Origin of the sequence: Mesorhizobium sp. M9A.F.Ca.ET.002.03.1.2 (assembly GCF_003952365.1) — a bacterium.
Classification (GTDB): domain Bacteria; phylum Pseudomonadota; class Alphaproteobacteria; order Rhizobiales; family Rhizobiaceae; genus Mesorhizobium.
On the sequence record NZ_CP034443.1, the window covers coordinates 3326702 to 3343960 of the forward strand.

The 17259-nt window shown below is 62.3% G+C and carries 18 protein-coding genes and 1 pseudogene; 14 read left to right on the top strand and 5 right to left on the bottom strand.

What is annotated here, in order from left to right:
* Nucleotides 1-136 precede the first annotated feature (136 nt).
* The 9 genes and pseudogenes from EJ066_RS15970 to EJ066_RS16010 all read left to right on the top strand — a co-directional run bounded on the left by EJ066_RS15970 (nt 137) and on the right by EJ066_RS16010 (nt 7909).
* On the top strand, nt 137-1132 hold the full coding sequence (locus EJ066_RS15970) for an ABC transporter substrate-binding protein (protein WP_126039488.1): 996 nt from the start codon (nt 137-139) through the stop codon (nt 1130-1132).
* A 12-nt stretch (nt 1133-1144) separates the two neighbouring features.
* A complete protein-coding gene (locus EJ066_RS15975; protein WP_126039491.1) occupies nt 1145-1972 on the top strand; it encodes an ABC transporter permease in 828 nt (275 codons plus the stop codon).
* A 1-nt stretch (nt 1973) separates the two neighbouring features.
* On the top strand, nt 1974-2777 hold the full coding sequence (locus tag EJ066_RS15980; RefSeq protein WP_126039494.1) for an ABC transporter ATP-binding protein: 804 nt from the start codon (nt 1974-1976) through the stop codon (nt 2775-2777).
* Between the two features lie 6 nt (nt 2778-2783).
* Nucleotides 2784-3539 (top strand): ABC transporter permease subunit, encoded by a 756-nt coding sequence (locus EJ066_RS15985; RefSeq protein ID WP_126039496.1) that lies wholly within the window; start codon nt 2784-2786, stop codon nt 3537-3539.
* A 2-nt stretch (nt 3540-3541) separates the two neighbouring features.
* Nucleotides 3542-4239, top strand: a pseudogene (locus EJ066_RS15990) (fumarylacetoacetate hydrolase family protein).
* Nucleotides 4232-5749, top strand: a complete 1518-nt coding sequence (locus EJ066_RS15995; protein ID WP_126039498.1) for an acyl--CoA ligase — start codon at nt 4232-4234, stop codon at nt 5747-5749. Before EJ066_RS15990 ends, EJ066_RS15995 begins: the two are co-directional and overlap by 8 nt.
* A 2-nt stretch (nt 5750-5751) precedes the next feature.
* Nucleotides 5752-6729, top strand: a complete 978-nt coding sequence (locus EJ066_RS16000) for a 2-dehydropantoate 2-reductase (RefSeq protein WP_126039501.1) — start codon at nt 5752-5754, stop codon at nt 6727-6729.
* A gap of 107 nt (nt 6730-6836) precedes the next feature.
* Nucleotides 6837-7445: a 2'-5' RNA ligase family protein gene (locus EJ066_RS16005; protein WP_126039504.1), complete on the top strand. Its 609-nt coding sequence runs from the start codon at nt 6837-6839 to the stop codon at nt 7443-7445.
* Between the two features lie 110 nt (nt 7446-7555).
* The gene (locus tag EJ066_RS16010; protein WP_126039507.1) at nt 7556-7909 is read left to right on the top strand and encodes a nuclear transport factor 2 family protein; all 354 of its coding nucleotides are present in this window, start codon (nt 7556-7558) and stop codon (nt 7907-7909) included.
* Between the two features lie 96 nt (nt 7910-8005).
* On the opposite strand, the gene EJ066_RS16015 is transcribed toward EJ066_RS16010, so the two are convergent.
* Nucleotides 8006-8491, bottom strand: coding sequence for an SRPBCC family protein (locus EJ066_RS16015; RefSeq protein WP_126039510.1), 486 nt, complete (start codon nt 8489-8491; stop codon nt 8006-8008).
* On the bottom strand, nt 8488-8844 hold the full coding sequence (locus EJ066_RS16020; RefSeq protein ID WP_126039513.1) for a metalloregulator ArsR/SmtB family transcription factor: 357 nt from the start codon (nt 8842-8844) through the stop codon (nt 8488-8490). The genes EJ066_RS16015 and EJ066_RS16020 overlap by 4 nt, the downstream gene beginning before the upstream one ends.
* 171 nt (nt 8845-9015) lie before the next feature.
* On the opposite strand from EJ066_RS16020, the gene EJ066_RS16025 reads away from it, so the two are divergent.
* The gene (locus EJ066_RS16025) at nt 9016-9378 is read left to right on the top strand and encodes an ArsC family reductase (RefSeq protein ID WP_126039515.1); all 363 of its coding nucleotides are present in this window, start codon (nt 9016-9018) and stop codon (nt 9376-9378) included.
* Nucleotides 9379-9392: 14 nt separating this feature from the next.
* On the opposite strand, the gene EJ066_RS16030 is transcribed toward EJ066_RS16025, so the two are convergent.
* A complete protein-coding gene (locus EJ066_RS16030) occupies nt 9393-10889 on the bottom strand; it encodes an FGGY-family carbohydrate kinase (protein WP_126039518.1) in 1497 nt (498 codons plus the stop codon).
* A gap of 38 nt (nt 10890-10927) precedes the next feature.
* On the bottom strand, nt 10928-11911 hold the full coding sequence (locus EJ066_RS16035; RefSeq protein WP_126039521.1) for a sugar-binding transcriptional regulator: 984 nt from the start codon (nt 11909-11911) through the stop codon (nt 10928-10930).
* 139 nt (nt 11912-12050) lie between these two features.
* On the opposite strand from EJ066_RS16035, the gene EJ066_RS16040 reads away from it, so the two are divergent.
* A complete protein-coding gene (locus tag EJ066_RS16040) occupies nt 12051-13379 on the top strand; it encodes a sn-glycerol-1-phosphate dehydrogenase (RefSeq protein WP_126039524.1) in 1329 nt (442 codons plus the stop codon).
* Nucleotides 13380-13383: 4 nt separating this feature from the next.
* On the top strand, nt 13384-14187 hold the full coding sequence (locus EJ066_RS16045; protein ID WP_126039528.1) for an HAD-IIB family hydrolase: 804 nt from the start codon (nt 13384-13386) through the stop codon (nt 14185-14187).
* Between the two features lie 225 nt (nt 14188-14412).
* Here EJ066_RS16045 and EJ066_RS16050 read toward each other — a convergent pair whose 3' ends face one another.
* Nucleotides 14413-15333: a sugar-binding transcriptional regulator gene (locus EJ066_RS16050; RefSeq protein ID WP_189644277.1), complete on the bottom strand. Its 921-nt coding sequence runs from the start codon at nt 15331-15333 to the stop codon at nt 14413-14415.
* Between the two features lie 155 nt (nt 15334-15488).
* Between EJ066_RS16050 and EJ066_RS16055 the strand changes: the two genes are divergently transcribed.
* Both EJ066_RS16055 and EJ066_RS16060 read left to right on the top strand, forming a co-directional pair.
* Nucleotides 15489-16376: a sugar ABC transporter permease gene (locus EJ066_RS16055; protein WP_126039533.1), complete on the top strand. Its 888-nt coding sequence runs from the start codon at nt 15489-15491 to the stop codon at nt 16374-16376.
* Nucleotide 16377: 1 nt separating this feature from the next.
* Nucleotides 16378-17250, top strand: a complete 873-nt coding sequence (locus EJ066_RS16060; protein ID WP_126039536.1) for a carbohydrate ABC transporter permease — start codon at nt 16378-16380, stop codon at nt 17248-17250.
* Nucleotides 17251-17259 lie beyond the last annotated feature (9 nt).

Sequence of the window (17259 nt, forward strand, 5' to 3'; positions counted from 1 at the left end):
AACGATTGGCAGAAACCGTCAACTGGCAAGTCTTCTGGTACATACGGTCGGCGTGGCGCAGTTTTCTCCTTGACCAATCCGATCCAGAGGCTTAACCAATTAAGGTAATGGTTACAAGAAACGGGAGGAATGACAAATGGCCAGCGTATCCAGACGTACCATCCTTGCCGCCGCTTTCGCTGCGGTTCTGGCAAGTGCGGCGCCCTTTTCGGCCGCAAGTGCGGGCGACATGCGCATCGCATTCGGCGACCTTCCCGGGATCGAATCCATCCAGACGCTCGCCGCCATAGAGCGCGCCAAGGAGCGCGGCGTGAATGTCGAACTCATCGTTCTCAATGACGAGGATCTGGCTGCGCAGGCGATTGTCGGCGGCCAGGCCGATGTCGGCATCGGGGCGCCCTATACGCTGATCCAGAAGGTGGGCGTGCCGATCCGCATCTTTGCGCAGATATCGACGCTGCGCTTCTTTCCTGTCGTCAACGGCGAATTCTACAAGGAATGGAAGGATCTCGACGGGCAGGAAGTCGCCGTTCAAGCGCGCGGCTCCGGTACCGAGGCGGTCATGCTCCTGATGGCGAAGAACCACGGCATCAAGCTCGGCAACATCAGCTATGTCCCGGGTTCCGAGGTTCGCCGCAATGCGCTGCTCCAGGGGACGCTGAAGGCGTCGATCGTTGATGCCGCCAACAGGCGCGCGCTTGAGGCCGAAGCCCCCGGCAAGTTCGTCGTCTTGCCGGTCGAGGATCTCGGCGCCTCGGACGAAGCGCTTTTCGCGACGGCGGACTATCTGAAGAACAACGCCGCCGACGTCGACATCCTGGTCGAGGAACTGATGAAGACCGCGCGGGAAATAACCGAGAACCCGGCTGTGGCGGTCGAATTCCGCAACAAGTACAAATTGCTGCCGGACCTCGGTGCGGAAGCGGATACCGAGATCACCGAATACTACAAGGAAACCGCGGAAGCCGGCGGCCTTGCTTTGAATGGCGGCGGAGCGGATGCGGCCGCCGACGACTTTGCCTTCTTCAGCCTTGCCGGCCAGATCGAAGGCGACCCAGCGAGCCTCAAGGTCGAGGACTTCTGGGATGTCTCGGCGCTCGATCGCGCTGTCGCCAAGCTCGGCAAGAAATAGGCGGCCTGCCGAATGGCCGTAAGCATTAGAACCGACGGCGAGGCTGCAGGCCTCGCTTCGCCTTCCGGTCGCAGCGCTACGGACGCATCGTGGGACCAGCCGATCATCCTCAGGCTTGTGTCGATCGCGCTGTTCGCCGGAATTTGGGAGGTGGCCGGGCGCATTCCCGTCAGCTTCGCCTTCCCGACCTTTTTCGACACGATCGTCGCGTTTTTCGGATTGCTCGCCGACGGGAGCCTGGCAACCGCCTACCTGTCGACGCTGCAGCCGCTGGTGCTCGGCGTCGTCCTGTCGGCGTTCCTGGGTGTCGGCCTCGGCACGATCTGTGGCCTGTGGCGCACCGGCGAATGGCTGATGATCCCGGTGTTCATCGTGCTTCAGGCAGCGCCCGTCGCCGCCTTCATTCCGATGGTCACCTTCGTCTACGGGATCGGCATGACCGCCAAGACGCTCGCCGTCATGATCCTTGCGCTGCCGGTGATCGTGCTCAACACCTACAAGGCCGTGCGCAACGTCAACGAGTCGCTGCTCGTCATGTGCCGATCGTTCCTGGGTACACGTTGGCAGACCGTCGCCAAGATCATTCTTCCCGACGCCAGCCCGGTGATCTTTGCCGGTTTGCGCCTCGGCGTCGCGGCCGGTTTCGTCGGCGTGGTGCTCGCCGAACTGCTGATCACCCCCACCGGCATCGGCGACCTCATCACGTTCCACCGCTCGCGCGCAGACTATGCCGAGATGTATGCAACAATTGCCTCGATCATTGCGCTTTCCACCCTGACGCTCGTCTTTCTGCAGTGGGTGGAAGTCCGTGTTTTCAGGCCCGAGAGTAGAGGTGCATAAGATGGGCGCGACCGCATTGCGAAACGGGCCGTCGCCGGTTCCCGCACCGATCGATTCAATCGTGGAAGTGAGAGGCATTTCCAAGGCCTACGGCAATGTCGAGGCGTTGCGCGGCATCGATCTCGACTTTCCCAGGGGCAAGCTGACCAGCCTTCTCGGACCCAGCGGTTGCGGAAAGACGACGCTGTTGAAGATCATAGCGGGGCTGATACGGGCCGATGGCGGAACCGTCGCGATCAACGGCAAGCGCGTCAGCGCACCAGGCCCCGAACGCGCTTTCGTGTTCCAGGACTTCGCGCTGATGCCTTGGGCGACCGTGACACGCAACGTGGCCTTCGGGCTGGAATTGCGCGGCACGAACAGGGCCGAACGCGAAGAGATCGCTCGCGGCTATATCGCCGAGGTGGGCCTCGCCGGCTTCGAGGACAAATATCCCCACGAACTGTCGGGCGGCATGCGTCAGCGCGTCGGCCTGGCGCGGGCACTGTCGGTCGATGCCGACGTCCTGCTCCTCGATGAGCCGTTTTCGGCGGTCGACGAGCAGAACCGGCGCAAGTTCCAGGAAGACCTGATCCGGCTGCGCACCAACCAGAACAAGACCTTTATCTTCGTGACGCACTCGATCGAGGAGGCGGTCTACATCTCCGACCGCATCGTGTTGCTGTCACCGAGACCTGGTCGGGTTTCGCAGATCATCGAACCGGCAATCGACCGCTCCGGCGATCCGGAGCGCATTCACCGCGACAGGCATTATCTCGATACCGTCGAGGAGATATGGCAGGGGCTGAAGCAGTATGTGGAATGATCTGTAATGACCTTGTTCGGTTACCGTGTACCAATGATGGCGTCCCTGCTCGTCTGGTGCGTCGTATGGGAAATCGTCGGCCGGCTAGACCTTGTCTTCATGCTGCCGCCGTTTAGCGAGGTGCTGGCTGCAGCGGTCGATCTGGTGCAGACCCCGTCCTGGCAGAGCGCCACGGTCACGACCCTTCGCGCCTTCGCCACGGGCATGGCCCTGTCGATCGTCATCGGCGTGCCACTGGGCATCTTGATGGGACGCGTCAAGATCGCCGACGACCTGCTCGGCATGTGGGTCAACATCTTTTCAAGCGCGCCGCTCTCGGCGATCGTCCCGGTGCTGATGATCCTGTTCGGCTTCGGCGAGAAGACGATCGTTGCGGCGGTCTTCCTGTTTGCCATCTGGATCATCGTTCTCGACACCCGCGCCGGGGTCCGCCATATCTCGCCGTCGCTGATCGAGATGGCGCGTTCCTATGGCGCATCGCGCGCCGCGCTTTATACCAAGATCATCCTTTGGGCGGCGCTTCCGGAAATCCTTGCCGGCATCCGCCTCGGCCTCATCCGCGGCGTCAAGGGCGTCGTCATCGGCCAGTTGCTCGTCGCCATCGTCGGTTACGGTGCGCTGTTCGAGACCTTCTCGCGAAATTTCCGCATGGCCGAATTCTGGGCCCTTACCATCATCCTTTTTGCCTTCGCCCTGCTGATTGCCGAATTGATCGAACGGGCCGAAGCCAAAGTCGAATATTATGCAGGAGCAAGACAGTGAACATGCACGGCACGACCTCAAGCTACGTCATCGAACCGGCCGCGATCCCAAGCATCCCGGTGGCGGGAACCGACAAGTTATTCCCGGTGCATCGGGTCTATTGCGTCGGGCGCAACTATGCCGCGCATGCGGTCGAGATGGGACACGACCCCAACAAGGAGCCGCCGTTCTTCTTCCAGAAGAACCCCGACAACCTCGATACGACAGGAGAATTTCCGTATCCCCCGGCCTCCAACGATGTCCACCACGAGATCGAGATGGTCGTGGCGCTGAAAAGCGGCGGTACGGATATCCCGGTCGAAAAGGCTCTGGACTGCGTGTTCGGTTATGGCGTAGGTCTCGACATGACGCGGCGCGACCTGCAAGGTAAGGCGAAGGACATGGGCCGTCCATGGGAAGTCGGCAAGGCTTTCGAGGCATCGGCGCCATGCACGCCATTGGTTCCGGCAAGCTCGATCGGCCATCCCGGCCAGGGAGCGATTTGGCTGGACGTCAATGGCGAGCGAAAACAGACCGGCGACCTCAACCAGATGATTTGGAAAGTTTCGGAAATGATCAGTTATCTGTCAGGGCTTTTCACACTGATGCCGGGGATATCATTCTCTCCGGCACGCCGGCCGGCGTCGGAGCGGTCACGCGCGGTGATGTTCTTCGCGGTCATATCGATGGCGTCGGCGACATAGAGGTTCGCGTTGTCTGAAGCGTCGATCGTTGAACAGCTTGCTGCTGGAGCGGACGACGCGCCGGCGATTTCGGCACCTGACCGGATCACGCTCACCCATGGCGGACTGCGCCGCCTGATCTCCGAAACGGCTGCGCGGCTCAATGCGCTCGGCCTCGGCCGTGGCGACCGGGTGGCCATCGTGCTGCCGAACGGGCCGGAGATGGCGACGGCCTTCGTCGCGGTGGCCGCGGCGGCGTCGACCGCGCCGCTTAACCCGGCCTACCGGGCCGACGAGCTCGATTTTTATCTCAGCGATATCGGCGCAAAGGCGATCCTCGTTGCCGAAGGCGAAACTGGCCCCGCAGTGGCCGTCGCCGAGCGCCTCGGCATAGCAGTGCTGAGGCTCGTCGCGCAGGGAGGCGCGCCGGCCGGCGGCTTCGGCATCGAAGCCAAACCGGTTGGCCCGTCTGTTTTGTCCGGCTTGGCAGAGGATGGCGACATTGCATTGTTGCTGCACACGTCCGGCACCACGTCGCGGCCCAAGCTGGTGCCGCTCAGCCATGCCAATCTTGCCGCTTCGGCCGCCCATATCGGCGCGACGCTCGACCTGACGGCCGGCGATCGCTGCCTCAACATCATGCCGCTGTTCCACATCCATGGGCTGATCGCGGCGGTGCTGTCCTCGCTCGCCGCCGGCGGCAGCGTCTTCTGCACGCCGGGTTTCAACGCGCTGCGCTTCTTCCATTGGCTGAGCGAGGCGCGGCCGAGCTGGTACACGGCGGTGCCGACCATGCATCAGGCGATACTGCCGCGGGCGGCGCGCAATGCCGATGCGCTGGCGGCGGCGCCCTTGCGCTTCATCCGTTCGTCCTCGGCGTCGCTGCCGCCGCAGGTGATGGCCGAGCTCGAGGCGACCTTCGGCTGCCCGGTGATCGAATCCTACGGCATGACGGAAGCCGCGCACCAGATGGCCTCGAACCGGCTGCCGCCGGGCCTGCGCAAGCCGGGCAGCGTCGGCGCGGCTGCCGGGCCGGAGGTGGCGGTGATGGCGCTCGACGGGCAATTGCTGAAGCCGGGTGAGACCGGCGAGATCGTCATTCGCGGACCCAATGTGACCGCGGGCTATGAGAAGAATCCGGACGCCAATGCCACGGCCTTCGCGCATGGCTGGTTTCATACCGGCGACCAGGGCGTACTCGACGACGATGGCTACCTGCGCGTCACCGGCCGGCTCAAGGAGATCATCAACCGCGGCGGCGAGAAGATCTCGCCGCTCGAGGTCGACGACGTGCTGATGGATCATCCGGCGGTGGCGCAGGTCGTCACCTTCGCCACGCCGCACGACAAGCTCGGCGAGGAGGTCGCTGCCGCGATCGTGCTGCGCGAGGGCATGGCCGCCACCGAAGGCGACATCCGCAGCTTTGCCGCGATGCGGCTTGCCGACTTCAAGGTGCCACGCATTGTCCTGATCCTTGACGAAATCCCGAAGGGCGCGACGGGCAAGCTGCAGCGCATCGGTCTCGCGACCAAACTCGGTCTCAGTTGACGATGCGGATCACAGTCTTTGGCGCCGGCGCGATCGGTGGCTATTTCGCGGCCAAACTTGCCGTGGCCGGCCGGGTCGATCTTTCGATCGTGGCGCGCGGCGGGCATCTCGACGCGATCAGGGCGAACGGCCTCCGCCTGATCGAGGACGGTCATGAATCCGTCGCCTCTGTCAGGGCTGCCGCGCGGGCTGAGGAGCTAGGCGTCCAGGACTATGTCGTGCTGGCGCTCAAGGCCCATTCGCTCGCACCGGCGCTCGACCAGATCGCGCCGCTGCTGGGCGAGGGGACGGCCGTCGTCACCATGCAGAATGGCGTGCCGTGGTGGTATTTCCACAAGATCGGCGGCTCGCTCGAAGGCACGCGGTTGCAAGCAGTGGATCCCGGTGGCGTGATCTGGGACCGGCTTGGGCCGGATCGCGTCATCGGCTCGGTCGTCTATCCCGCGGCCGAGGTGGATGCGCCCGGCCTGGTCCGCCATATCGAGGGAAAACGCTTCTCGCTTGGCGAGCCTTCGGGGGAGAAGAGCGAACGCGTCACGCGGCTTGCCGAGGAGATGGTTGCGGCGGGGCTGCAGGCGCCTGTTCGCGACGACATTCGCAGCGAAATCTGGATCAAGCTGTGGGGCAATCTCTCCTTCAACCCGATTTCCGCGCTGACCGGCAGCACGCTTGCGGCAATCGCTGCCGACGAGGCAACCCGTACGCTTGCCCGCGCCATGATGCTGGAGGCGCAGGCGATCGGCGAAAGCCTTGGCGTCCGTTTCCCGATAGCGGTCGACCGGCGCATCAAGGGGGCCGCCGACGTCGGCGAGCACAAGACCTCGATGCTGCAGGATCTGGAGCGCGGCCGTCCCATGGAGATCGACGCGCTGGTGACGGCGGTGCAGGAACTCGGCCGGCTGACCGGCCAGCCGACGCCCACCATCGACAGCGTGCTGGCGCTGGTGCGTCGCCTCGCCATCGAGCGCGGCTGCTATTGACCACTCTGAAGAGCGTCGACCCATTCCACGCTTGACTCTCAAGTTTGTTCCTGATTTGTTCTTGTCAGAGACTTTAACAGGAGCGTTCCTCGGCCGAACGAGTACGGATGTATCGGCAGCAAGAGTTTGATTTCGGCATCCCACCGCCGCCGAAGCAGCCAAAGTTGCCGGATCGCGTGTTCTTTGCGTTGCTGTTGGAAGTGAAATACCGATCCGAATTTTGGACACTGCAGAGGCAACTCTGCGATATCAATGGGATAACTGGTTCGCTGTTATTAAAGGAGCGTTTTCACGTCAGCCTGCAGCATGTAGGCGACTATAAGAGGCTTCGATCGAACACCGAATTCGCGGCAAGGCGGTCCGGTCGACGGGTTGAGATGCCGGCGTTTGAAGTCGCGTTTCATCATGCCGCAAGTTTCCCAGGTCGCCCAGCGGCGAGGGGGAGCCCGCCGTCTCGTCCGTTTGTGCTTTTGGCCGACAGTGGGCCGGTCTGCGAACTCAGTCGACTGATTGGCATTGCGATGAAGTCAAACGGCCTCAAGTCGGCAGACCATTTTGTTCCGCATATGACCCTTGCCTATGATGGGAAATTCGTTCCCAGGCAGCCCATCGATGCAATCAGTTTTGTGGCAAGGGAGTTCATTCTTATTCACAGCTTGCGCGGTCTGACGATCTACCGGGATCTGGATCGTTGGCCTTTGATCACCGCGTCGTAATTCTCCAGCCGCGATGATCCTGACATGGATTGTCAGCTGGCTGGCGGATCACCGATGGCAGGCCGCCAGGCGGTACCCTACTTGGAATGCGTCTGGAAAAGGAGGAAGTCATGACCACTACCGAAATCGCCAAGGATTTCACGGAGCTCCTCAAGCGGGGCGACAGCGAAAGCGCTGCCGCGAAATACAATGCCGACGACATCGTCAGCTACGAAGCGATGGAAGGGCCGATGGCCATTTGCCGCGGCAAGGAGGCCGTCAAGCAGAAGGGTCAGTGGTGGCAAGAGAACCACGACGTTCATGGCGGCTCTGTCGAGGGTCCCTATGTCAATGGCGACCAGTTCGCATTGCGCTTCACGTTTGACGTGACGCCTAAGGCGACCGGCCAGCGCGCCTCCATGGACGAGGTTGGCGTCTATACGGTCAAGAACGACAAGATCAGCGAAGAGCGCTTCTATTATTGAAGCCCGGCCAGCCCTTCCGGAGCCTGCTCACTTCGCCACATGGTTTGAAAACAGGCATGGCTGCCAGGACGAGGCCCTGGCAGCCATGCCAGCATATCAAATCGTCCTCACATACTCCGCAAGCTGGTCGAGCACCGTGCCCCAGCCGTCGTAGAAGCCCATCTCCTCGTGGTTATTGCGCGTGGCTTCGTCGCGGTGAATAGCGGTCGCGGTGTAGCGCGTCGCCTTGCCTTCCGGGTGGAAGGATATGACCGCGGTGATGAACGGATCCCCCGACGGGCGATAGCCAGGCAGCAGTGCATCGGTCCACACCAGCCGCTCGTTCGGCACGATGTCGAGGTAGCAGCAACGCCGGTCGTTGACTTGCCTGCCATCAGGCGATTGCATGCGGGTCCTGAACAGGCCGCCGGGCCTGAGATCGATCTCGCAATCGGTGATGATCCACGGCTTGGGCGTGAACCATTGGCGGACGTGCTCGGGTTTGGTGTAGGCGGTCCAGAGCAGTTCTCGCGGCGCATCGACAACGCGTTCGAGAACGAGGTCGAGTTTCGGATCGGGTTTGAACAGCGGCGCCGGGCTCATATGTCTTTCTCCTTGAGTGTCATGACGTAGGCGTCGAACTGGTCGAGGCGGCGCTCCCACAGCGCGCGTTGTTCGGCCAGCCAGTTTTCCGCGAGCTTCAGCGGTTCGGGCGCGAGCCGGTAGGTTCTGACGCGACCGGCCTTTTCGGAGAGCACCAGCCCGCAACCTTCCAGCACCTTGAGATGCTCGACGAAGGAGGGCAGGGCCATGTCGAATGGTTGGGCAAGCTCGCTGACCGAGGCAGGGCTTCTGTTCAGTCGCTCGACGACACGGCGGCGCGTCGGATCGGAAAGCGCCCGGAAGATGCCGTCGATCGGTGGTAAGCTCGGACTTGCGGACTGCAGACTAGTCATAGATCGATTCCGCGCATTGGCTAAAAGCTGTATCGTACATACTTAGGAAAATACCTTAGTATTGGCAAGCCCGAAAATTTGGAGATGCAGGCAAGCAGCTGGCAAAGGGAGAGGCGCGGTTTTAGGGTGCCGTCAGATTCGAGTTTTCTATCAGTCCGAGGGACCCCGATTTTGACCATCACGATGTACGGCATCACCAATTGCGATACGATCAAGAAGGCGCGTACCTGGCTGGAGAGCCATGATGTCGCCTATCGGTTTCACGACTACAGGGTCGAAGGCCTGGAAGCGGAGCGGCTCGACGGCTGGTCCGGCAAGGTCGGCTGGGAAATCCTGCTCAACAAGGCGAGCACGACGTTTCGCGAACTGTCGGACAGGGACAAGACGAGCCTCGACGGGAAGAAGGCCAAGGCGCTGATGCTGGCCAAACCGACGATGATCAAGCGGCCGGTCCTCGATCTTGGCGACCGCATCCTCGTCGGCTTCAAGCCTGATGTCTATCAGCAGGCGGTGGGTGGGTTGAAGCAGGTGTAGCGCCCGCGCTGGTCTCAATTCCGCCAGGCGAACTGGGTCGCGGGGAAGACCTTGGCCTGCCTGGCCGACAGCGCGTCCCATGCTTCGCGGTCGCGTGGGTCCGGTTCGATTGTCTCGGTGATGCTCGTCATGGCGTCCGCGGCCTGAGCAAAACTCTCGAACCACCCGACTCCGACCGCGGCGCTGATGGCTGCGCCGAGGGAGGAGGCTTCAGCATTGTGACCCTTATGGATCGAGATCCCGGTTGCGTCCGCGATCATCTTTGTCCAAAGCCTGCTGTTGGCGCCGCCGCCGATCGCCACCATTTGCGCCGGCGAAAGGCCATGGCTGCGCATCTCTTCGAGGGCCCGGGCTGTTTGCAGCGTCATCGCCTCGAGCCCCGCACGATAAAAGTGGCCGAGCGTGTGCGAGGGATGCATGCCGATGAAGCTCGCGCGAGCGCTCGGATCCCAATGCGGGTCCATGCAGCCAACCAGGGTGGTGCCGGCGAGAAGTCCGTCCGAGCCGATCGGGACGGCCGCCGCTTCCCGCTCCAGGCGGTCGAAGATCGCCGGATCGGAGCGTCCGCCGACAAACGTGTCGACGAACCAGTTGACGAAATAGACGCCCGCCCGCTGCACAGCCTCGAGGAAATAGCCATCGCCTGTCGGCGACGTCATGGTACGCCAGAAGGCGCCGACCACCGGTTCCCGCGACCAGATTCCCGCGATGATCGCAGTTCCGAGGTTGAGATAGACGACGCCGTCGCGCATGGCATTGACGCCGAGCCCGGCGCATTGCCCATCGCCGCCGGCGGCAATCACCGGCGTCCCCTCGGCGAGGCCCGTTGCCGCGGCGGCCGCGGCATGAACGGTCCCGACCCGCGTGCCGGACCGCACCGCATTGGGAAGTTGCGACGGCTTGATGCCAAGGTGATCGAGGATCGGCTGCGACCATGCCTTGCGCGAGATATCGAAGAGGCCGAACGGATCGGCGCTCGTCCAGCTCGCACTCGGCATTCCTGTCAGTCTCAGCGTCAGATAGCCATGCACGTCGAGGATTTTGTCAGCATGGTCCAACCGCTTCGGCTCGTTCTCGCGCAGCCATTTCAGGCGGTAGACGACCGGTGTCACGTCGATCGGCTTGCCGGTGATAGCGTGCAGCCGCTCACGGCCGATCTCAGCCGCGAAACGGTCGACCAGCCCGGCGGCGCGCTCGTCGAGCCACAGGCTCGCGGGTCCGATCGGCTCGCCGGCGCCGTCGATGAGGGCAACGGTCTCGCGCTGGTTGGAGATGGCGATACCGGCGATGCGTTTCGCATCGACCGCGCCGACGAGCTGTCGCAGCGCCGCCGTTGCGGCCTGCCACCAGTCGGTGACCTCCTGCTCGACATAGTCCGGCCTCGGCTTCATCAGATCGAGCGGCGCGCGGCCTTCCGCCACGGCTCGTCCGTCCCGGCTCCAGGCAATCGCCTTGCAGGATTGCGTGGAACTGTCGAGGCCGACGACAAGAGGTCCGTCGCTGCTGCCCATGATTGTCCTCCCGAGACGATGAGTTTCGCCGAGTCTGGCTATTCCAAGAGAATGTTCGCGGTGGCCAGGTCGGTGACGAAATGTGTCGCGTATCCGCCGCCGAGCCCAGCCCTGATCGCCCCGATCTTGCGGGCGCCACCGGCCGCGCAGATGCGGACGGGCACCGCTTTCAGTTCGTCGAGTGTGATGCCGACGGTGCGTCCATCGAGCGGCGTTGCGAAAGCGGCCCCTTGAGCGTCGATGAACCGCCCGATGATGACCCCGAGCGCTCCCTGCTCGATCATGCCGGCAAGTGCGGCGGCATCCGATATCCCGGCTCGGGCATAGGTGCTCTCCGGCCCGATATCGCCGATCCCGAAGATCACCTTGCCGGCGGCATGTATCATGCGGAACTGGTTGACGAGCATCGGCTCCTGCATGAGTTCGTCGTGCAGCTCGTCGGTGGAGACGATCGCCGGGGCAAGCAGGTTGATGCAGCGGGCACCGAGCCGATTGGCCATCAGCGAGGTGCAGAATTCCGGCGAGAAATCGCTGGTGCCGATCGAGCTTCCCGAGAGCTGGACGACGGTGAGGTTCCTGTTATGCCGCAGTCGTGGGATCGAGCGGGCGGCGGCGAGCACGGTCTTTCCCCAGGCAACGCCGATCGTGTCGCCCGGATCGACCATGGACGCGAGCAACCGTCCTGCCGCTTCGCCGATGCGGCGGTCGGCATCGCTGGGATCGAGGTCGGGGATAACCGCCGCGCCGCGAAGCCCGTATTTTTCCATGAGACGCCGCGAGGTCAAGGTGCGGGCAAAAGCGTCGTGGTCGACCTGCACGGCGACGAGTCCGCTTTCGCGCGCCTCTTGCAGATAGTTTACCACGCTCGCCCTGGAGACGTTCATGACCTTGGCCACATCGCTCTGGTTAAGCTGGTCGACATAGTAGAGCCAGGCAGCCCACGCCACCGCGCTGTCGAATTCGGACGGCAGTGCCGAGAGCCCAGAGGGGCGGACCAGGTCGATGTCGGCATCGGCATTCATGCCCCTTTTTCCGCAGGTTTGCAGAACGAAGTCAAGCGTTGCGGGCGCATGCTTGACAAAAGACAGGGATAGGTGACTATTGTTTGATCGCGCAGCGCGTCTGCGTCTCGATAAGAGAGTTGCCCCAGAAGAGGACGCCATGACGAATCCGGCAGCCGGATCCTGGACGACATTGATCGACGACATTTTGGACGGGAACTGGACCAGCCCGGAGACCGGGAAAAAGGCTGTGGTGCCGTATGACCGGATTGTCATCGAGGAGAGCCTCGAAGGGCGGGCGGCCGATCTTGTTTCGGAGCTCGATCTGGGTGAGCGGTTCACGGTCGTTGCCGATGCCGCGACCTATGATGCGCTTGGCGAACGCGTTGCGCGCGAACTGAAGACGCTCGGCCCAGTCGATGTCCTGATTTTGGATCACCCACATGCCGACATGGCCAATGTCGAAAGCCTGGCCGTCAAACTCGCTGATGCGGATGCCGTGGTCGCGGTCGGTTCCGGCACGATCAACGATCTCTGCAAGTTCGTCACCGGAAGGAATGAGCGGCGCTATTGCGTGTTCGGGACGGCCGGTTCCATGAACGGCTACACATCGACGACCGCGTCCATCACACTTGAAAGCGGCCTGAAGGTGTCGCTCCCCTCCCACGCGCCATCGGGTTTTTTCGTCGATCTTGGCGTCTCCGCCGCCGCTCCGACCTATCTGTCGGCGGCTGGGTTCGGTGACTGCCTTTGCCGCTCGGTCGCCCAGATCGACTGGTGGATGTCGCACCGTCTGCTTGGCACCGCCTACCATCAGGTACCGTTTCTCATCCAGGAAAAGGATGAGGCGGCGCTCAACGAGCGTGCGGCAAAGCTTGCCGAGCACGACATCGAGGCCAATGGCTATCTCTACCGCGTGCTGACGCTATGCGGCCTCGGCATTTCCTTCACCGGCGTCTCCAATCACGGTTCGATGGGCGAGCATCAGATATCGCACTACATCGACTGCTTCGCCGGCGAGCGTCACCCCGGTACGCTCCACGGCACCCAGGTCGGCGTCGCTTCACTCACCATGGCGCGGTTGCAGCAAGCAATGCTTGCAAACGACAAGCCGCCGGTGGTGAAGGCGACGAAGATCGATCCTGACGACATGGTGTGCCGCATGGGGCCGGCTGTCGCCGCACAATGTCTCGACGAATTGAAGAAGAAGGCCTTCGACGAGAATGCCGCCGCCGCATTCAACGAGCGGCTGCAGGAGCTCTGGCCGACGCTCAGGCAGGAGCTCGAGCAATTCATGCTGCCTGTCGACGAGATGCAGCGCCTGCTGAAATCCACCGGCGGCCCGGTCTCAGCGGCCGAATTGGGCACGCCGGCCGATTTCTATCGCGAAGCCGTCGTTCATTGCCGGGAGATGCGCAATCGCTTCTCGTTCCTCGACATTGCTGCGGATGCAGGAATGCTGGAGGATTTTGCGCGCGGGGAAGCCTGACCGGATGCGCGACCTCGTCGAATTCGGCCCCGAAGCTGCGTCGCGAATTCGCGGCGTCTTCTGCGATATCGACGACACGTTGACGACCGAGGGCCGTCTTCCAGCCGATGCCTACCGTGCGCTCGAACGCCTGCACGAGGCCGGCCTCGTCGTTGCTCCCATTACCGGGAGACCCGCGGGCTGGTGCGACATGATTGCCCGGTTCTGGCCGGTGACGGGCGTTGTCGGTGAAAATGGCGCTTTTTACTTCGCCTATGATCAGCCAACGCGAAAGATGGTCCGGGTTTTCGCGGCGAGCGCTGAGGAACGCCGGGAAAACGGGCGCAGGCTCGCCGAACTGGAAAAACGCATCGTCCGGGAAGTGCCGGGTTCGGCCGTGTCCGCCGACCAGCAATATCGCGAAGCCGATCTGGCCATCGACTTTTGCGAAGATGTTCCGGCGCTGCCGATGTCCGATGCCAGGCGCATCAAGCAGATTTTCGAGGAAGCCGGCGCTGTCGCCAAGATTTCGTCGATCCATGTGAACGGTTGGTTTGGCCGGTACGACAAGCTGTCGATGACGCGTCGCTTTGCGAGCGAGAGGCTCGGGACCGATCTCGATGCTGAAAGACAGGCCTATGCGTTCGTCGGAGACAGCCCGAACGACGCGCCGATGTTCGGGTTCTTTCCGAACTCGTTCGGGGTCGCGAATGTGATGGAGTTCCAGGGACAGATCGACGCCGAACCCGCTTTCGTCGCGACGTCGCGGGGTGGCCGCGGCTTCGTCGAGATTGCCGACATGATCCTGGCAAACCGGAGGTCGGGGTAGCCTGATCGGCCGGCGCGAAGTGGACCGCCCGGAAAAGACGCAAAGGATGTTCTGCAGGCGATGGAACGGAACCAGGGACGGCTTAGGGAGGACTCGGTGCCAATCTGCTTTCAGATGCCAATCTGGTTTCAGATGCCAATCTGGTTTCAGATGAAAGCGAGCGCGATGTTCCGGGCAACATCGCACAGCACTCCCGGTTGCTGCGGCAATCCCGGCCGGCGGATGTCAGAGCGAACCGCCCGTCTCCTGGTCGGTGATGAGGCCGGTGAAGAATCCCTTTTGCAGGAGCTTGGCCATGATGCCGACCTTGTTCTTTCCGCCGGAAACAAGGATGCGTTTGGGAATGTTCAGCGTGTCGAGAGGGTAAACCCCGACGATGCGTTCGTTGACGGGATGGTCGATGAGTTCGGCGTTCCGGTCGAAGAAATAGCCGAGAAAGTTCCCGATCGGCTTCATTCTCAGGATGTCGTCGAATTCCTCGTCCGTCATATAACCGACGCTCCGAAGCGTCGAGCTGGTCGTGCCGCCGACGCTCATCAGCGCAAGGTCGGCGTTCAGCGCCTTCTGGATAACTTCGCGCGCGCTCGGTTGCTGCAGGATCGTCTCGCGGCTTTCGCGGCTGTCGCAGATGATGGGTCCGGGAAGATAATAGGATTCGGCCTGAGTGCGCTGGGCAAAGACGGCGGCGGCGTCGTATTTGTCGATCGACGACCGGCGCGACAGAGAGCCGAGAAGCGGTACGACGGTAACGTTCCTGAGCGTCACCGGTTCGATGTTGGAAGCGAGCCATCTCATGGTTCGGCCCCATGCCATGGCGACCGTCATGTCGTCCCGGAGCAGCGTCTCGACGGTCTGCGCGGCATAGATGCCGATCACTTCGGAGAGCCCGAGCTCCGACCCGATGTCATCAGGCGTGACGCTGCATATGTCGAGCCGGTACTTCCGCCTGAGCTGTTCTTCCATTTCGAGGGCCTGGGACGTCCCGGCGTTGATGCGGATCGAGACGATGCCGCGCTCCTTCGCCTCGGCCAGCAGCCTGTGGATCTTGGTGCGGTTGATCTGCAGCCGCTCGGCGATGGCCTGCTGCGTTTCGCCCAGCACGAAATATTGATGGGCAACCCGTGCCAGAAGGCCAATCGACGTCATGAGGGTTCTCCGATGCTGGTGGCGCATCCGTCCGAACGCCGCTGTCGCCGGCCAACAAGCGCTTGCCACGGACATGGTGACGATATAGCATTTGAACAAATGCACAAGATATGAACATTTGTGCATCGCAAAACGAAGCGGTTCGGGAGGAACGCGTGCGGGTTGCCCAAGCCAGACGTTTCGTCATTTCAGACCATCCGCTGCCCTGGCTGCTGCCGCTGGTGGCGATCCTGCTTGTCTTCACCGTCTATCCCTTGATCTACAACATCTGGCTGAGCTTCCACGAGTTCGTCCCGCGCAGGCGGGCGCTTGAATTCGTCGGAACGGAAAACTGGGTGCAGCTCTGGAACGACACGCGCTTCTGGCAGTCGCTCGTCATCACCTTCACCTATTTCGCCATCGCGCTGGCCTTTGAACTGGTGCTCGGCATGGCGATCGCGCTGCTCCTGGACAGCGACGGCTTCGGTTTCGGATTCCTGCGCGGCGTGCTGACGATGACGCTCGTCATCCCCCCGGCCATTGTCGGCATGATGTATCTGCTGATGGAGGATCCGCAGTTCGGGGTGATCAGCTATCTCCTGCAGTCGATTGGTCTGCTCAATCCGAACAATCCCATCCTGGCTACGGCGTCGACCGCGCTTGCCGGCGTTCTCGTTGCGGAAATCTGGCAGTGGACGCCGTTCATGGTCCTCATCTTCCTTGCTGGTCTCAGGGCACTGCCGCCGGAGCCTTACGAGGCCGCGATGATCGACGGCGCGTCGTCGTTCCAGATTTTCCGGCGCATCACCCTGCCGATGATGTCCAAGGTGATCGCCATCGCCGTCCTGGTCCGCGGCATCGATCTCTTCCGCGTCTTCGACTACGTCTTCGTCATGACGTCCGGCGGGCCGGGAGCCTCGACCTATTCGCTTTCCCTCTACGCCTGGCAGCAGACGTTCAGCTTCGTGAAGTGGGGCTATGGCGCCACGCTCAGCCTCGTCACCCTCGTGATCATCCTCGTCATTGCCAACCTCTTCATCCGTATTGCGAAGGTGAAATGGTAGAATGAACGGCTCCTTCTCGACGCGCATGCTTCGCACCATCGCCGCCTGGGTTGTGGTCGCAGTCTTCTTCTTTCCGATCTACTACTGGACGTCGGTGGCGTTCAAACACGGCAATGACATTTTCAACCGGCCGCCGAAACTGTTCGCCTTCACGCCGACCTTCGACAATTTCCAGAAAGTGTTCGGGATTTCGTTGGGCAGCGGCGGCATCACGGTCACTCCGGGCGGCGGCAATTTCTACATGGCGCCCCGCGTCTGGGATTCGATCGTGATCGCGACGCTGTCGACCGTGCTCGCCGTCGCCATCGCCACGGTTGCCGCCTATGCCCTGTCGCGCATGAACTTCCGCGGCCGGCACAGTTTCGTCGGATGGGTTTTGTCCACGCGCATGATGCCGCCTGTCGCGGTCGCGGTTCCGATGTTCTTCATCTACAAGAATTTCGGGCTCATCGACACCTATACCGGCATGGTGCTGATCCACGCGCTGATGAACCTGCCGCTCGCCGTCCTTCTGATGAAGAGCTTCTTCGACGACATTCCCTCCGAGATCGACGAGAGCGCGATCGTCGATGGCGCCAGCCGCTTCATGATCTTCCGGCGGATTGTGCTGCCGATGGCCAAGGGCGGCATCGCCGCGACGGCGGTCCTCTGTTTCATCTTCAGCTGGACCGAGTTCCTCTTTGCGCTGACCCTGACCACCACGTCGCTCAAGACCGTGCCTGTCGTCTCGTCGACCTTCGTCACCTCGATCGGCACCGCCTGGGGCAACATGGCCGCGCTTGGCGCCGCATCCATCATTCCTGCTTTCATCTTCATTCTGTTGGTTCAAAAGCACCTCGTGCGCGGTCTCACGATGGGATCGTTGAAACAATAGATGGGAGGC

What these genes read in the sequence shown, in the direction of transcription:
- EJ066_RS15970 (WP_126039488.1), top strand. Translation starts at nt 137, where the DNA reads ATGGCCAGCGTATCCAGACGTACCATCCTTGCCGCCGCTTTCGCTGCG.
- EJ066_RS15975 (WP_126039491.1), top strand. Translation starts at nt 1,145, where the DNA reads ATGGCCGTAAGCATTAGAACCGACGGCGAGGCTGCAGGCCTCGCTTCG.
- EJ066_RS15980 (WP_126039494.1), top strand. Translation starts at nt 1,974, where the DNA reads ATGGGCGCGACCGCATTGCGAAACGGGCCGTCGCCGGTTCCCGCACCG.
- EJ066_RS15985 (WP_126039496.1), top strand. Translation starts at nt 2,784, where the DNA reads ATGACCTTGTTCGGTTACCGTGTACCAATGATGGCGTCCCTGCTCGTC.
- EJ066_RS16000 (WP_126039501.1), top strand. Translation starts at nt 5,752, where the DNA reads ATGCGGATCACAGTCTTTGGCGCCGGCGCGATCGGTGGCTATTTCGCG.
- EJ066_RS16005 (WP_126039504.1), top strand. Translation starts at nt 6,837, where the DNA reads ATGTATCGGCAGCAAGAGTTTGATTTCGGCATCCCACCGCCGCCGAAG.
- EJ066_RS16010 (WP_126039507.1), top strand. Translation starts at nt 7,556, where the DNA reads ATGACCACTACCGAAATCGCCAAGGATTTCACGGAGCTCCTCAAGCGG.
- EJ066_RS16015 (WP_126039510.1), bottom strand. Translation starts at nt 8,491, where the DNA reads ATGAGCCCGGCGCCGCTGTTCAAACCCGATCCGAAACTCGACCTCGTT.
- EJ066_RS16020 (WP_126039513.1), bottom strand. Translation starts at nt 8,844, where the DNA reads ATGACTAGTCTGCAGTCCGCAAGTCCGAGCTTACCACCGATCGACGGC.
- EJ066_RS16030 (WP_126039518.1), bottom strand. Translation starts at nt 10,889, where the DNA reads ATGGGCAGCAGCGACGGACCTCTTGTCGTCGGCCTCGACAGTTCCACG.
- EJ066_RS16035 (WP_126039521.1), bottom strand. Translation starts at nt 11,911, where the DNA reads ATGAATGCCGATGCCGACATCGACCTGGTCCGCCCCTCTGGGCTCTCG.
- EJ066_RS16040 (WP_126039524.1), top strand. Translation starts at nt 12,051, where the DNA reads ATGACGAATCCGGCAGCCGGATCCTGGACGACATTGATCGACGACATT.
- EJ066_RS16045 (WP_126039528.1), top strand. Translation starts at nt 13,384, where the DNA reads ATGCGCGACCTCGTCGAATTCGGCCCCGAAGCTGCGTCGCGAATTCGC.
- EJ066_RS16050 (WP_189644277.1), bottom strand. Translation starts at nt 15,333, where the DNA reads ATGACGTCGATTGGCCTTCTGGCACGGGTTGCCCATCAATATTTCGTG.
- EJ066_RS16060 (WP_126039536.1), top strand. Translation starts at nt 16,378, where the DNA reads ATGAACGGCTCCTTCTCGACGCGCATGCTTCGCACCATCGCCGCCTGG.